This is a genomic window from Elioraea tepidiphila DSM 17972 (assembly GCF_000378465.1).
Lineage (GTDB): Bacteria > Pseudomonadota > Alphaproteobacteria > Acetobacterales > Acetobacteraceae > Elioraea > Elioraea tepidiphila.
In genome coordinates, this window is the sequence record NZ_KB899918.1 from 21,878 (window position 1) to 35,149 (window position 13,272).

15 protein-coding genes are annotated in these 13,272 nt (G+C 70.4%); 9 read left to right on the plus strand and 6 right to left on the minus strand.

From position 1 onward, the window contains the following. Positions 1-12: 12 nt before the first annotated feature. Positions 13-1,185 carry a UxaA family hydrolase gene (locus F563_RS0108445; RefSeq protein WP_019014229.1) on the minus strand — a complete coding sequence of 391 codons (1,173 nt, stop codon included), beginning with the start codon at positions 1,183-1,185 and terminating at the stop codon, positions 13-15. Between the two features lie 13 nt (positions 1,186-1,198). Beyond that, positions 1,199-1,486, minus strand: coding sequence for a UxaA family hydrolase (locus tag F563_RS0108450; RefSeq protein ID WP_019014230.1), 288 nt, complete (start codon positions 1,484-1,486; stop codon positions 1,199-1,201). A gap of 137 nt (positions 1,487-1,623) precedes the next feature. Here F563_RS0108450 and F563_RS0108455 point away from each other — a divergent pair, with 137 nt between their 5' ends. The 9 genes from F563_RS0108455 to F563_RS0108495 all read left to right on the plus strand — a co-directional run bounded on the left by F563_RS0108455 (position 1,624) and on the right by F563_RS0108495 (position 9,348). Beyond that, a complete protein-coding gene (locus tag F563_RS0108455) occupies positions 1,624-2,361 on the plus strand; it encodes a GntR family transcriptional regulator (RefSeq protein ID WP_026299432.1) in 738 nt (245 codons plus the stop codon). Between the two features lie 4 nt (positions 2,362-2,365). Then, the gene (locus tag F563_RS22045) at positions 2,366-2,821 is read left to right on the plus strand and encodes an MmcB family DNA repair protein (protein ID WP_019014232.1); all 456 of its coding nucleotides are present in this window, start codon (positions 2,366-2,368) and stop codon (positions 2,819-2,821) included. A 259-nt stretch (positions 2,822-3,080) separates the two neighbouring features. Then, positions 3,081-3,644, plus strand: a complete 564-nt coding sequence (locus tag F563_RS24765) for a GbsR/MarR family transcriptional regulator (RefSeq protein WP_019014233.1) — start codon at positions 3,081-3,083, stop codon at positions 3,642-3,644. 12 nt (positions 3,645-3,656) lie between these two features. Beyond that, positions 3,657-4,991: a cytochrome ubiquinol oxidase subunit I gene (locus F563_RS0108470; protein WP_019014234.1), complete on the plus strand. Its 1,335-nt coding sequence runs from the start codon at positions 3,657-3,659 to the stop codon at positions 4,989-4,991. A gap of 15 nt (positions 4,992-5,006) precedes the next feature. Further along, the gene (locus F563_RS0108475) at positions 5,007-6,020 is read left to right on the plus strand and encodes a cytochrome d ubiquinol oxidase subunit II (protein ID WP_019014235.1); all 1,014 of its coding nucleotides are present in this window, start codon (positions 5,007-5,009) and stop codon (positions 6,018-6,020) included. Positions 6,021-6,075: 55 nt separating this feature from the next. Then, positions 6,076-6,486 (plus strand): hypothetical protein, encoded by a 411-nt coding sequence (locus F563_RS25340; protein ID WP_211211408.1) that lies wholly within the window; start codon positions 6,076-6,078, stop codon positions 6,484-6,486. A gap of 77 nt (positions 6,487-6,563) precedes the next feature. Next, on the plus strand, positions 6,564-7,568 hold the full coding sequence (gene msrP, locus F563_RS0108485) for a protein-methionine-sulfoxide reductase catalytic subunit MsrP (RefSeq protein ID WP_019014237.1): 1,005 nt from the start codon (positions 6,564-6,566) through the stop codon (positions 7,566-7,568). Between the two features lie 7 nt (positions 7,569-7,575). Continuing rightward, positions 7,576-7,881, plus strand: a complete 306-nt coding sequence (locus tag F563_RS0108490; RefSeq protein ID WP_019014238.1) for a hypothetical protein — start codon at positions 7,576-7,578, stop codon at positions 7,879-7,881. Between the two features lie 51 nt (positions 7,882-7,932). Then, positions 7,933-9,348, plus strand: a complete 1,416-nt coding sequence (locus F563_RS0108495) for a sigma-54-dependent transcriptional regulator (protein ID WP_019014239.1) — start codon at positions 7,933-7,935, stop codon at positions 9,346-9,348. Here the strand turns inward: F563_RS0108495 and F563_RS0108500 are convergent. Genes F563_RS0108500 through F563_RS0108515 form a run of 4 tightly spaced genes read right to left on the minus strand, consistent with a single transcriptional unit; the run spans position 9,285 to position 13,271 of the window. Further along, positions 9,285-9,698, minus strand: a complete 414-nt coding sequence (locus tag F563_RS0108500; protein ID WP_084596464.1) for an Hpt domain-containing protein — start codon at positions 9,696-9,698, stop codon at positions 9,285-9,287. The genes F563_RS0108495 and F563_RS0108500 overlap by 64 nt on opposite strands. Positions 9,699-9,752: 54 nt before the next feature. Continuing rightward, positions 9,753-10,148, minus strand: coding sequence for an NUDIX hydrolase (locus tag F563_RS0108505; protein WP_245557111.1), 396 nt, complete (start codon positions 10,146-10,148; stop codon positions 9,753-9,755). A gap of 44 nt (positions 10,149-10,192) precedes the next feature. Next, positions 10,193-11,275: a DUF4340 domain-containing protein gene (locus F563_RS22055; protein ID WP_019014242.1), complete on the minus strand. Its 1,083-nt coding sequence runs from the start codon at positions 11,273-11,275 to the stop codon at positions 10,193-10,195. A 10-nt stretch (positions 11,276-11,285) separates the two neighbouring features. Continuing rightward, complete coding sequence (locus tag F563_RS0108515) at positions 11,286-13,271, minus strand: GldG family protein (RefSeq protein WP_019014243.1); 1,986 nt, start codon at positions 13,269-13,271, stop codon at positions 11,286-11,288. Between the last annotated feature and the right edge of the window lies 1 nt (position 13,272).

Consider the following 13,272-nt stretch of genomic DNA (forward strand, 5'->3'; position numbering starts at 1 on the left):
CCCGGCGAAAGACTACGCGCTCTGATAGAGCCGTGTCAGCGAGTACTCGCGATGCTTCAGCGCCTCGGCACAGGTCATGCGGCCGTTGCAGACGCGCAGCGTCAGCTCGATCAGCCTGTCACCAGCCTCCTCGACGGTCATTTCCCGGCGCAAGAGGCCCGAGACATCGACATCGATGTGCTCCGGCATGGTGCGGACGGTGCGCGGGTTCGCCGTGATCTTGATCACCGGCTCGATCGGATTGCCGATGACGTTGCCCTGTCCGGTCGGGAACAGATGCACGACGAAGCCTCCGGCGGCCTGAAGCGTGACGCACTCGGCGGCGGCCGAGGAGGTGTCCATGAAGTAGAGGCCGGGACCCTTCTGCGGCTCCTCGGCCGGGGTGAGCACGTCGATGAAGCGCGTCTTCTTGCCGATCTTCTGGAGATTGCCGAACGCCTTCTCCTCGATCGTGGTGAGTCCGCCGGCGATGTTGCCCGCGGTCGGCTGACTTTCCGACAGGTCGTTCGTCTTGTGACGGTTGATCATGTCGTTGTAGGCGTTCCAGGTCGCCATGAACTTGGCACGCGCCTCGTCCGACGCGGCGCGGGAGGCGCAGACCTCCTCGGCGCCCGTCAGTTCGCTCGTCTCTCCGAAGCAGGAGGTGATGCCGAGCGGATCGAGCTTGTCGATGAAGTTGCCGACCGTGGGGCAGGAACCGAGCCCCGTCGTGGTGTCGCTCTCGCCGCACTTGGTGGAGACCCAGAGCTCGTTGATCGAGCATTTCTCGCGCTGAAGCTCGGTTGCGTCCTTGACGAGCTGCGCGGCGACGCGGCTCGCGCGCTCGATCGTCTTCAGATCGCCGTAGGTCTCGATGTAGAACCCCTCGACCGGCTTGCCGGTCGAGGCGATGCCGTCGACCACCCGCTGCGTCCATTTCGGCTCGATGCCGATCACCACCACCGCGGCGACGTTCGGGTTGCGCCCGGTGCCGATCAGCGTGCGGAAGTGCAGATCGAGATCGGCGCCGAACTGGAGACGGCCATAGGCGTGCGGGATGGCGAGCGTGCCGGCGATGTTGTTCGCCACCGCCTCGGCGGCGGCGTTGGAGATGTCGTCCACCGGCAGGATGACGACGTGGTTGCGGATGCCCACGCGGCCGTTCTGGCGGCGGTAGCCCATGAAGGAGAGGTTCGAGGCGTTCATCGTGGGTCTCCGCTCACCAGCGCTTGGTCTTCATGTTGTGCGTGTGCACATGCCCGCCCTTCTTCACCGGCGCGACGATACGGCCAACATCGTGGTCGTATTTGATCACGGTGTCGCCCGCGGCGAGATCCTTGAGCGCCAGCTTGTGGCCGAGCGGGATCGCGTCCAGCACGGTCATCTCCAGCGTCTCGTCGGTGTCCATCACCCAGAGCGTGACCTTCTGCCCGGCGGAGATGCCCTCCTGGACGGCGACGGCGACATTGTCGGTATGCTCGTGGACAAGGAAGTGCGGCGCGCTCATGCGTGTTCCTGGCTGTTTCCCGCTGCGTCCGGACCCGTGTCGGACGATCCCCGCCGGCAGGCATGCCGGCCATGGCATCCTGCGCGCGACGACATTCCCCTGTCAATCCAGGTCCTAGGTCATTTATAAGACCAATGATGCCCGATGACCTCCATCCCGGCGCCGCCGTCGCCGCCCGGCCTCTCTACCAGCAGGTCCACGACCATCTGCTCGGGCGGATCGTCGCGGGCGAGTGGCCTCCTGGCGACTACCTCCCCTCCGAGCAGCGCCTCGCCGCGAGCCTCGGCGTGGCGCTCGGCACGGTGCGCCGCGCGCTCGACGAGCTTGTGCAGGAAGGCGTGGTCGAGCGGCGGCAGGGCCGTGGCACCGCGGTGCTGCGCCACAGCTCGGACCGTGCGCGGTTCCGCTTCTTCCGCCTGGTCGGGCCCGACGGATCGCGCATCGTGCCGAAGGGCCGCGTGCTGACCGCGCGGCAGCGGATCGCGCGGGCGGAGGAGGCGAGGGGGCTCGCGCTCGCTGGCGGGGCGGAGGTGCTGGCGCTCACGCGCGAGCGCCGCGTCGGGTCGCGCGTGCTGGTGCACGAGACGATCGCGCTCCCTTTGCCGCTGTTCTCGCGGTTGCAGGTTCCCGTCGGGCAGGACCTCGCGGAGGAGCTCTACGTGCTCTACCAGCGCGACTGCGGTGTGACGGTCGCGCGGGCGGAGGATCGGGTCTCGCCGGAAGCCGCTTCGATCCCCGTGGCGCGCAGCCTCGGCGTCGCGCCGGGCACGCCGATCCTCCGCATCCTGCGCATCGCCTTCGGTCTCGACGGGACCGCGGTCGAACATCGGGTGAGCCGCACCGCCCGGCTCGAGTACGCGGTTGCGATCGAGTAGCGTGATGGACGCGGCGGCACTGCGCACGGCCGCGGTCACGCAGGGCGCGGCGCGGCTGTTCGTCTCGCTCGGCCACGTCGTGCTGCGGGAGGTCGCGTTGCCGCATGGTCGGCGCGCGGACTTGCTGGTGCTCGCCCCGGACGACAGCTTCGTGATCGTGGAGGTGAAGTCCTGCGCGCGCGATTTCCTCTCGGATGCGAAGTGGCACGAATACCGCACGTACTGCGACCGGCTGTTCTTCGCCGTCGATCCGGAGTTCCCTCAGGGCTTGCTGCCCGAGGATGCCGGGTTGCTCGTGGCCGACCCGTTCGGCGGCGCGGTGCTGCGTGAGGCGCCCACGCACCCTCTGGCGGGCGCGCGGCGGCGGATGATGCTGGCGCGCTTCGCCCGGCTCGCGGCGCGGCGGCTGGAGGGACTGATCGATCCGGCCGGGGCGGCCTCACGGAATGCTGAGGACTAGACCCGCGCGACTTGGCATCGGGGTTGCTGCAAGAGGCCCCGCTGAGGATGGGGCAACCCGTCATCAGCAGCTAAGCCTTCCTCAACCTTGCCTTGGGGGGTCGCACCTCGGTGCGACCCCTTCTTTTTCTGTGGCCCGCTTGCAGATTGCGAGGCGCGTTGCGAGGCCGCGCCGTGGCTTGCATGCTGCGCGTTTTCGCATATATGGATTTCAGGAATTCCTGAAACGACGGAAGCCATTCTTCTTCGGAGTCCCGGCCGTGAACCTGCCAGCGTTGACCCAGGCCTTCGTGCTGCATTTCGGCGAGATGGGCAGCCGCTGGGGCATCAACCGTACCGTCGGCCAGGTCTATGCCCTGCTCTACCTCGCCCCCGAACCGCTGCATGCGGACGCGATCGTCGAGGCGCTGGGCGTGTCGCGGTCGAACGTCTCGATGGCGCTGCGCGAACTTCAGGCCTGGAACCTGGTCTCGGTCCGCCACGTCCCGGGCGACCGGCGCGACCACTTCGTGACCCCCGACGATGTCTGGCAGATCCTGCGCACGCTTGCCGAGGAGCGGAAACGGCGGGAGGTGGATCCCACGCTAACGGTGCTGCGCGAGCTGCTGCTGCAGCCGGCGACCAGCGACGCCGAGCGTCATGCCCAGCGGCGTATCGCCGCAATGCACAACATGATCGAGCAACTGACCGGATGGTTCGAGGAGGTGAAGCGCCTGCCGAATGAGCGCCTTGTCGCCTTGCTGGCCCTCGGCGCCGGGGTGACGCGCCTGCTTGAGCTCAAGGATCGCGTGGTCGGCCTGGCCGTATCCGGACGCAGCGCCTGACGGAGACCGAGGATGGACACGCTTCTGCTCTCGCGCATCCAATTCGCCGCCAACATCTCCTTCCACATCCTGTTCCCGGTCATCACGATCGCCCTCGGCTGGGTGCTGCTCTACTTCAAGCTGCGCTTCAACGCCTCGGGCGAGACGCGCTGGATCGACGCCTACCGGTTCTGGGTGAAGGTGTTCGCGCTGTCCTTTGCGCTCGGCGTCGTCTCGGGCATCACGATGTCGTTCCAGTTCGGCACGAACTGGCCGGGTTTCATGGAGCGCGTCGGCAACATCGCCGGTCCTCTCCTTGCCTATGAGGTGCTGACCGCGTTCTTCCTCGAAGCGACCTTTGTCGCGATCATGCTGTTCGGCATGAGCCGCGTGCCCAACTGGCTGCACACGCTGGCAACCCTGCTTGTCGCCGTCGGAACGACAATGAGCGCGTTCTGGATCCTGGTCCTCAATTCGTGGATGCATACGCCGCAGGGGTTCGAGCTGCGCGACGGGGTCGCGCACGCCACCGACTGGTGGGCGATCATCTTCAACCCCTCCATGCCCTATCGGCTCGCGCACATGCTGATCGCCTCGGGCCTGACGGTTGCCTTCCTGATGGCGGGGATGTCAGCCTGGCGTCGGCTGCGCGGGGACCGTTCGGCCGCCGTGGCGACAACCTTGCGCACCGGCATCGTGCTGGCCGCGGTGCTGGCGCCGACGCAGCTCGTGGTCGGCGACCTGCACGGGCTCAACACGCTCGAGCATCAGCCTGCGAAGGTCGCGGCGATGGAAGGGAACTGGGAGACGCGCGGCAACGTGCCGTTGCTGCTCTTCGCGATCCCGGACGAGACCGCGCGCGAGAACCGCTTCGAGATCGCCATCCCCTCCGGCGCGAGCGTGATCCTCAAGCACGACCCGGCTGGCGTGGTGCCGGGACTGAATGATTTCGTGGGCGAGCACCCTCCGGTGGCGCCGGTGTTCTACGCCTTCCGTCTGATGGTGGGGCTCGGCCTCGCGATGATCGCGCTCGGGCTCGGCGGCGCCTGGCTTCTGTGGCGTCGGCGCGACCTGCCGGGCTGGTATCTGCGCGCGCTCGTGCCCATGACCTTCGCCGGCTGGATCGCCACGCTCGCCGGTTGGTACGTCACCGAGATCGGCCGCCAGCCCTGGCTGGTGCACGGTGTGCTGACCACGGCGGAGGCGGTCGGTCCGGTGCCGGCCGGGAACGTCGCCCTCACGCTGACGATGTATCTGCTGCTCTATGCCGGGCTTCTCACGGCCTATGTGGTCACGCTTTATCGGCTGGCGAGGAAGGACTCAGGCGAGGCGCGATCGCCGTCCACGGCCGTGGCGCAGCCGGCGTAAGGCGGACAGGCGCAGATGACACCCTTCCTGCCGCCGGATCTTCTGCCGCTCGTGTTCGCCGGGTTGATGGCGTTCTCGGTGCTGCTCTACGTCGTGCTCGACGGGTTCGATCTCGGTGTGGGCATCCTGCTCCGCGCCACCCGCGACCCGGCGGAGCGCGACCGCATGGTCGCCTCGATCGGCCCGTTCTGGGATGCCAACGAGACCTGGCTCGTGCTCGGCGTCGGATTGCTGCTGGTTGCCTTCCCGGTGGCGCATGGCGTGATCCTGACTGCGCTCTACCTGCCGGTGGCGGCGATGCTGGCCGGGCTGATCCTGCGCGGGGTCGCGTTCGAGTTCCGCGCCAAGGCCGCCACTGCCGAGGACAAGCGACGCTGGGATCGGCTGTTCTTCGTGGGCTCGCTGACCGCGTCGCTGGCGCAGGGGTGGATGCTCGGCCGCTACGTGCTCGGCTTCGACACCTCGCCCGCCGCCATGGCCTTCGCGGCGCTCGCCACGGTGGGGGTGGCGATCGCCTACGCGTTCATCGGCGCGTGCTGGCTGATCTGGCGCACCGATGGCGCGTTGCAGTCCCGCGCCATCGGCTGGGCCCGGTCGGGCCTGTGGGCGGTTGCGGCCGGCATCGTCGCGGTGTCGATCGCGACTCCACTCGCGAGCGAGCGCATCTTCGCGCGCTGGTTCGAGTTCCCTTACGTGGTGCTGCTGGCCCCGCTGCCGCTCGCCACGGGCGCGCTGATCCTGGGGCTGGCGGCCTTGCTGCGCCAGATGCCGCTGCCGCGGGACGCCCTGCACAGCGTGCCGTTCTGGGGTGCGACGGGGCTGTTCTGCCTCTCCTTCGCCGGCCTCGCGTGGTCCTTCTACCCCTATGTCGTGCCCGAGCGGCTGACGCTCTACGACGCGGCCGCGGCGCCGGAGAGCCTGACGCTGATCCTCGTCGGTGCGCTGATCGTGATGCCGGTGATCCTCGGCTACACCGTCCTCGCCTGGCTGGTGTTCGGCGGCAAGGCCAAGGATCTGCACTACCACTGAGTCCCGGATCGCGCCACGGCGAGCGGCCATCTTCGCGACACGCGGAGGCGCTATGATGAGCATCATGTGGCGGTCGCACACGCTGATGGTGGGCTTGCTCGCGGCGCTGACCCTCTCCGGCTGCGCAACCCGCCCCTATGGCTGGCAGCGCGAGGCGGATGGCGCCTGGGCCAGCGACGAGGTGCTGCGCCGCTGCCATGAAGAGGCGGTCATGCAGGTGAACCGATCGCCCAGCTTCGCCTTCGGGTTCGGCTATGGCGGCTGGGGCTGGCCGGGACCGCGGCCGTACTGGCCCGGCTGGGGGCTCGGCTTCGGCTACGCGCCCGGCTGGGGTGTCTCGCGACTCGAGGCGATCCAGGACATGACCGCGTTCTGCATGCGCGTGCAGGGCTACCGACTTGCCCCCCTGCCCGAGGAACCAGCCGCAGCGGCGCCCGACGAGAAGCCTCCGCCCGCACGGCCGTAACGACCTCAAGTCCTTGTGAGGATACCACGGGCCACGTCCCGACGATATCGAACAAGGCCGCTCAGGAGGGGACCGCCATGCCGATCCGTCGTCGCCGGGGTTGGGACTTGCCCGCGCATGCGTTGACGCCCGAAGCCGCCGTGCTCGACCGGCGGCGCGTGCTTGCGGCGCTCGGGCTCGGTGCGGGCACGGTCGCGGCCGGTGCGTTCGGGCTGCGCACCGCCTTCGGCCAGGGGCGCGACCCGATCGGCTGGTGGGAGGCCCAGGTCGGCAACGACCCGACGCGCGATCTCTATCCGGCGACGCGCACCGGCACCTACACGCTCGACCGTCCGCTGACCGAGCCGCGCGAGGCGATCACCTACAACAACTTCTACGAGTTCGGCAGCCACAAGGGCATCTGGCAGGCCGCCCAGCGCCTGCCGCTCCGCCCCTGGACGCTCACCATCGACGGGCTGGTCGCAACCCCGCGCACGGTCGACATCGACGAGCTGATCCGCCGCTTCCCGCTCGAGGAGCGCCACTACCGCTTCCGCTGCGTCGAGGCCTGGGCCATGGCCGTGCCCTGGACCGGCTTCCCGCTCGCCGAGCTGGTGCGCTGGGCCGAGCCGCTCGGCAGTGCGAAGTACATCGTGTTCGACACGTTCCAGGACGCGCGCGTGGCCCCCGGCTTCCGCCAGACCTGGTATCCCTGGCCCTACCAGGACGGCCTCACGATCGCCGAGGCGATGAACGAGCTCTCGCTGATGGTGACCGGCATCTACGGCAAGCCGCTGCCGCCGCAGATGGGCGCGCCGCTGCGCGTGATCACGCCCTGGAAATACGGCTTCAAACAGCCCAAGAGCATCGTCCGCATCTCCTTCACCGACCAGCGCCCGGTCAGCTTCTGGGAGAAGCTGCAAGGCAACGAGTACGGGTTCTGGGCCAACGTGAACCCCGAGGTGCCGCATCCGCGCTGGAGCCAGGCGACCGAGCGGATGCTCGGCACCGGCGAGCGCCGCCCGACCCTGATCTGGAACGGCTATGGCGAGTATGTCGCGCATCTCTACGACGGGCTGACGGGCGAGCGGCTGTTCGCGTGAGCGTGCCATGGGCGTCGTGCGGCTGATCCTGCGCCTGCTCGGCGCCCTGCTGGTGCTGCTGGCCCTCTGGCCGCTCATGCGCGAGGCCACGATGGCCGTGGGCGCGTCTGGCCACAGCTTCATCCCGCTGGGCCAGCTCTGGTTCGAGATCGACCGCGCCTCGCTGAACATGCTCCAGGCCGGCATCCAGCGCCGCATCTCACCCGGGCTGTGGGAGGACGTGATCCAGCCTTTCCTCACGTGGCCCGCCTGGCCGGTGCTGGTCGCGACCGGGCTGACGCTCATCCTGATCAGCCGCGTGCGGCGGGCTTGAGGCATGGCCGAACCCGCCGCTAGCCTCGATCAAGGCTCGGGGAGAGACCGTTTGGCCGATCGGCCCACCGTGCTGCTGGTCGAGGACACGCGCTCGCTCGCCGAGGTGTATCGTGCCTATCTGCGCACGGCGCCCTGGACGGTCGTGCATGCGGCAACGGCGGCCGAGGCGCGCGCGCTGTTCGCGACCCGCCGCCCCGCCGCGGTGCTGCTCGATCTCAATCTGCCGGATGCCGACGGTCTCGACCTGCTGCGCGAGTTCCGCAGCCGCAAGCCCGCGCCGGAGGTGATCGTGATCACCGCCCATGGCTCGGTCGCCGTCGCGGTCGCGGCGATGAAGGCGGGCGCCAGCGACTTCCTCGCCAAGCCGTTCGCGCAGGAGCGGCTGGTCGTGACGGTCGCGAACGCGCTGGAACGCCGCCGCCTCGCGCGCGAGGTCGAGGCGCTGCGCTGTGCCGCCGACCGCACGACGTTCTGCGGCTTCATCGGCGGGGCCGCGGCGATGCAGGCCGTCTACCGCATCATCGAGAACGCCGCGGCCAGCCGCGCGACCGTGTTCATCACCGGCGAGAGCGGCACCGGCAAGGAACTGGCGGCCGAGGCGATCCATCAGCTCTCGCCCCGCCGCGACAAACCCTTCGTCGCGCTGAACTGCGCGGCGATCCCGCGCGACCTGATGGAATCCGAGGTGTTCGGCCATGTGCGCGGCGCCTTCACCGGCGCGCTCGCCGACCGGCTGGGCGCGGCCGCGCAGGCGGATGGCGGCACGCTGTTCCTCGACGAGGTGTGCGAACTCGACCTCGCGCTCCAGGGCAAGCTGCTGCGCTTCATCCAGACCGGGCGGTTCCAGCGCGTCGGCTCCGCGCGCGAGGAGCAGGTGGACGTGCGCTTCGTCTGCGCCACCAACCGCGATCCGCTGGAAGAGGTGCGCGAGGGCCGGTTCCGCGAGGACCTCTACTACCGCCTGCATGTGATCCCGATCGCGCTGCCGGCGCTCCGCGATCGCGGCGACGACATGCTGCGCATCGCCGAGGCCTTCCTCGCCCGGTTCGCGACCGAGGAGGGCAAGCGGTTCCGCGGGCTGGCGGCGGATGCGCGCGCGGCCCTGCTCGCGCACGACTGGCCGGGCAATGTGCGCGAGCTCGAGAACGCGATCCGCACCGCCGTCGTGCTGCACGATGGCGAGGTGCTGGAGGCGGCCATGCTTCCGGCCCAGGTCGTGCGTGGCGCGGGTATACGCAAGCCGGCCCCCGCGGCCGTGCCCAGGCCCGAGCCGGCAGGCGCGGACCGGCTGATCCGCCCGCTCGCCGAGATCGAGCGCGAGGCGATCGAGCGCGCGATCGCGCTCTGCGGCGGCAACATCGCCAAGGCCGCCGCCCATCTGGGCGTCAGCCCGTCGACGCTCTACCGCAAGCGCGCGTCCTGGGGCGAGGGATCGGCCACAGGGCTGTCCGGGGTCGGCGAGTAGCCGGCGTCACGCAGCGCGGCCAGCGCCTCGTGCACGGCGCGGAGCAGCGCATCCGTCGCATGAACCACCGCGTCGGTGTGCCCTTGGCGGGCGGCATCGGTGAGCTGTTCGGCAGAGGCGCCGAGCGCGACGAGGCCGACCGAGCGGGCCGCACCCGCCAGGGCGTCGGCTTCGCGCGCAACCATGGGCGGCGCGTCGAGACCGCGCAGGATCGCATCCACCCGGCGATGCATCTCGCCACGGAACAGGCAGACAAGCGCCTGCGCCCTGTCATTCCCGAGCGCGGCGCGCAGCCCATCGAGCGTGGCCCGGTTCAATACGGGGGGTGGAGTCGCGTGGGTACGGGGCATCGGCGAGGCTCTCCGGCGGTCTTGCCGGACGGAAGCAAGCGCCGCGCCAATCGCTCAGCCGATGGGCCGCGGCAGCCGCGCGGCGCGCGCGATCACCTCCAGCGTGCGCTCCCAGAGCGCGAAGCCGTGCAGCGCCGCGAGCGGCGCCCAGGTGGCGCCGGCGCAGTCGTCGCCCGGCACCGGCTCGCCCGGTCCCGCCTCGGCGGCGAAATCCACCAGCGTGTAGTGGAAGCGGATGCGGCCCTCGGCGTCGCGCTGGATCGAGTCCACGACGTCCAGCAGCACGAAGCCGCCGGCCGGCGCGAGCCCGGTCTCCTCGGCGAGTTCGCGCCGCGCCGTCTCCTGCACGGTCTCGCCGAGCTCCTGCGCGCCGCCGGGCAGCGACCACTCGCCGAGCCGCGGCGACCTGCCGCGGCGGATCAGCAGCACCGTGTCGCCGCGCAGCAGCACCACCCCGACCCCGACCCGCGGCAGGGTGGGGTAGTCGCGGCCGCTCAGGATGGGTTCTCCTGCGGCGCGCGCAGATCCTCGAGCCGGTAGGTCAGCACATCGGCCTTCCAGTCGGCGATCTGGAACGCCCAAGGCGCGAGGCGCTGCGCGAGGCGCTCGGCTTCCGCGCGCGCGGCCTCGGGGGTCAGCATCTGCTCGGGCGGGTTCGCGGGGAGCGGGGCAGGGGGTTCGGCCCAGGATGCCGAGACGATCGCCCAGCGCTTGTCGTCGGCCTTCACCACGCGGATCGCGACCGTGAGCCCGTCGAATGTGACGAGCCGCGTCTCACCCGCCTCCTCGGCCGTGGCGAGGTCGGCGGCCGGACGCACATCGTTGAAGCTGAACCATTCCAGCGCGCGCGGCAGGTCATCGACCTTGTGCTGCTCGGGCTTGAAGTCCTCCGGCGGATCGACGACCGCGGCCTGCTCGGTGGCGGGATCGGCGCGCGCCACGGTAACGGGGTCCGCCCCGGCCCGCCGCGCCGTGACACGCGCGACCCGCTGGCGCTTGACGTCGATCACCTCGCGGTCGACCCAGAGCATCGGGTCGGTGTCGAGCCGGAGCGCGCCCTCGGCGAGATAGCTGCGGTTCTCGCCCGGGCGGCGGACATAGATCGCCTCGGGCAGGTTGCCGGCGGTGCGGATGCGCCGCCGCCCGACGATCAGCTCGGCGATCACGTTCCCCTGGCCGTCCTTCACGGTCAGGAGCTGGCTCGTGCCGCCCGCGACCGTGACATCCTCCAGCCCGAGCCTTGAGAACAGGTCGGGATTGCCGGTGCGCTCCTCGATCAGGCGCAGCTCCGCGAGCCCCGTGAACACTTCGCGCACGCGTTCCGCGCGCGCGGGGTAGTGGCTGCGCTCGGCGATGCCCCAGACGCCGTCGCGCCGCTCGAGGGTTACCGTGCCGTCGTGGCGGCGCACCTCGATCCGCGCCGCGTTCGCGAGCCTCGGGGTGATGTCCGGGAACACAGGCCGGTCGATGATCGCGGCCTCGGTGCGCGGCGGCTCGCGCTGCCAGACCGCCGCGCCGATCGCGGCCGCGCCGATCAGGGCCGCGGCACCGAACAGAACGAGCCTGCCTCGCCTCATCACGCCCTCCTCACGCCGCGGCCTCGCGCGGCTCCTCGGCGCGACGCGCGCGGCGGCGGATGCGCCAGACCCCGAGCGCGATCGCGATCAGCGCCACCACCACCGGCACCGCGACGATGTTGGCGAGCCGCAGCGTGGTCTGGAGCCCCTCGATCTCGCGGCGCAGATCGCGCTGCACCGCGCGCAGTTCGCGCCGGGTCTCGAGGATATCGGCGCGCGCGGCCTCGATCGCAGCGCGCTGCTCCGGGGTCAGGACGGGGTCGGCGCGGCCGGCCTCGCCGGTGCCGCGGCGGAGCTCGCGCAGCTTCGCCTCGGTCTCCTCCAGCCGCTTCTGCAAGGCCTGCTCGCGGGCGCGGAACTCCGCCTCCGCTTGGCGGCGCATCGCCTCCACGAGCTCGAAGGGCCGGCGGCTCTCGCCGCGCGAGCGCAATCCGATCAGCGCGTCCGATCCCGAGAGCGTGTCGAGCAGGTTCACCACCAGCGCGCCGTTGTCGGCGAACGGGGTCGCGACCTGCTGGCCGAAGAAGTCCTGCACCCGCACCCAGAACCGGTCCTCGAGAATGTCGCTGTCGGCGATCACGACGAGATTGGCCGGCGCGTCGGACCGAGCACGGTGCGGCTGGCTCCGCGTGGGCGCCTCCGCTCCCTCCTCGGCCGGGGGCGGGCCGTCGGGGAAGGCGGAGGCGAGTGTGCCGCGCACCCGTGCCGCCAGCACCAGCCGTTCGTTGCCGGGGCGGAACTCGGCGAGAATCTGCGTCGGGTTCGGCTCCACGCGCACCTTCTCGGCCGGGATCGGCGCGGCCTCGGGCGAGGTGGTCACGAGCGGCTCGAACTCGATCGTCGCGCCGTCGCGCCTCGCGAGGAACCCGGCGGAGGCGAAGCTCACCTGGTTGAGCTGCCCGGTCGCCGGATTGTCGCGGCTGATCTGCTGGCCGCCCGAAGCGGTGAACCAGGCGACGTAGTCCACCGCCTGCACCCGCTCGCGCTCGCCGGCGCGCACGCGCATGGCACCGCGCAGGTCGCCCGCCACCTTGTCCTTGTCGTAGGCGATGCCCCAGGCTTCCAGCAGGCGCGGCAGGTCGGAGGCGGTGTCACGGTTCGGCATCCCGCCCGGACCCGGGCGCGCGGCCTGCGCCTCGGAATGCGGGTCGAGCACCAGCATCAGCTTGCCGCCGCGCATCACGAACTGGTCGATCGCGTACTGCGTCTGCGCGCCCAGGTTCTGCGGATGGGCGACCATCAGCACGTCGATGTCGGCGGGGATCTCGGCGGCATCGAGCGCGACGTCCTGCACCGAGAGGAACTGGCGCATCTGCGTCATCACCACCCAGGGCGGGGTGGGGCGGCCCATGGGCCCGCGCATCTCGCCGTTCATCGGCAGGCCGGTCATCACGCCCACCTTCGGTCGGCGCGGGTTCGAGAGCTCGAACACCAGCCGCGTCAGGTCGTATTCCAGGAACCGCTCGCGCTCGGGCTGGAAGAACGGGATGATCCGCTCCTCGTCCAGCAGGTTGGTGGCGGCAAGGCCGAAGAACACCTGCTCGCCCGACTGATCGACCGGCACGCCCTGGAGCCCGTAGGCGAGAGCCCGGTCCTCGACCTCGCTGAACGGCTCGGGTTCGTAGAATTCCAGCCGGATCTGGCCGTTCGCCAGCGCGGCGTACTCGTGCAGCAGTTCGCGCACGCGCGTGGCATAGGCGGCATAGACCGGGATGTCGCGCCCGAGCCGCGAGGAGTAGTAGAGCCGGATCGTGATCGGTTCCGGGATCGCGCGCAGCACCGACTTCGTTCCGTCGGAGAGGGTGTAGAGCCGCTGCTCGGTCAGATCGATCCGGTAGCGGGCCAGGAACGTCTCGGCCAGCACATTGACGCCGATCACCAGGATCAGCGCGGCGAGCAGTCCGACGGCCGAGAGCAGCCGGCGCGGCGGTGCCGCGCGTGCCGGCTTCGTCGCCGCCATCGGTTCGGTCGCCTCGACCTTGGGCGCGCCTTCCATC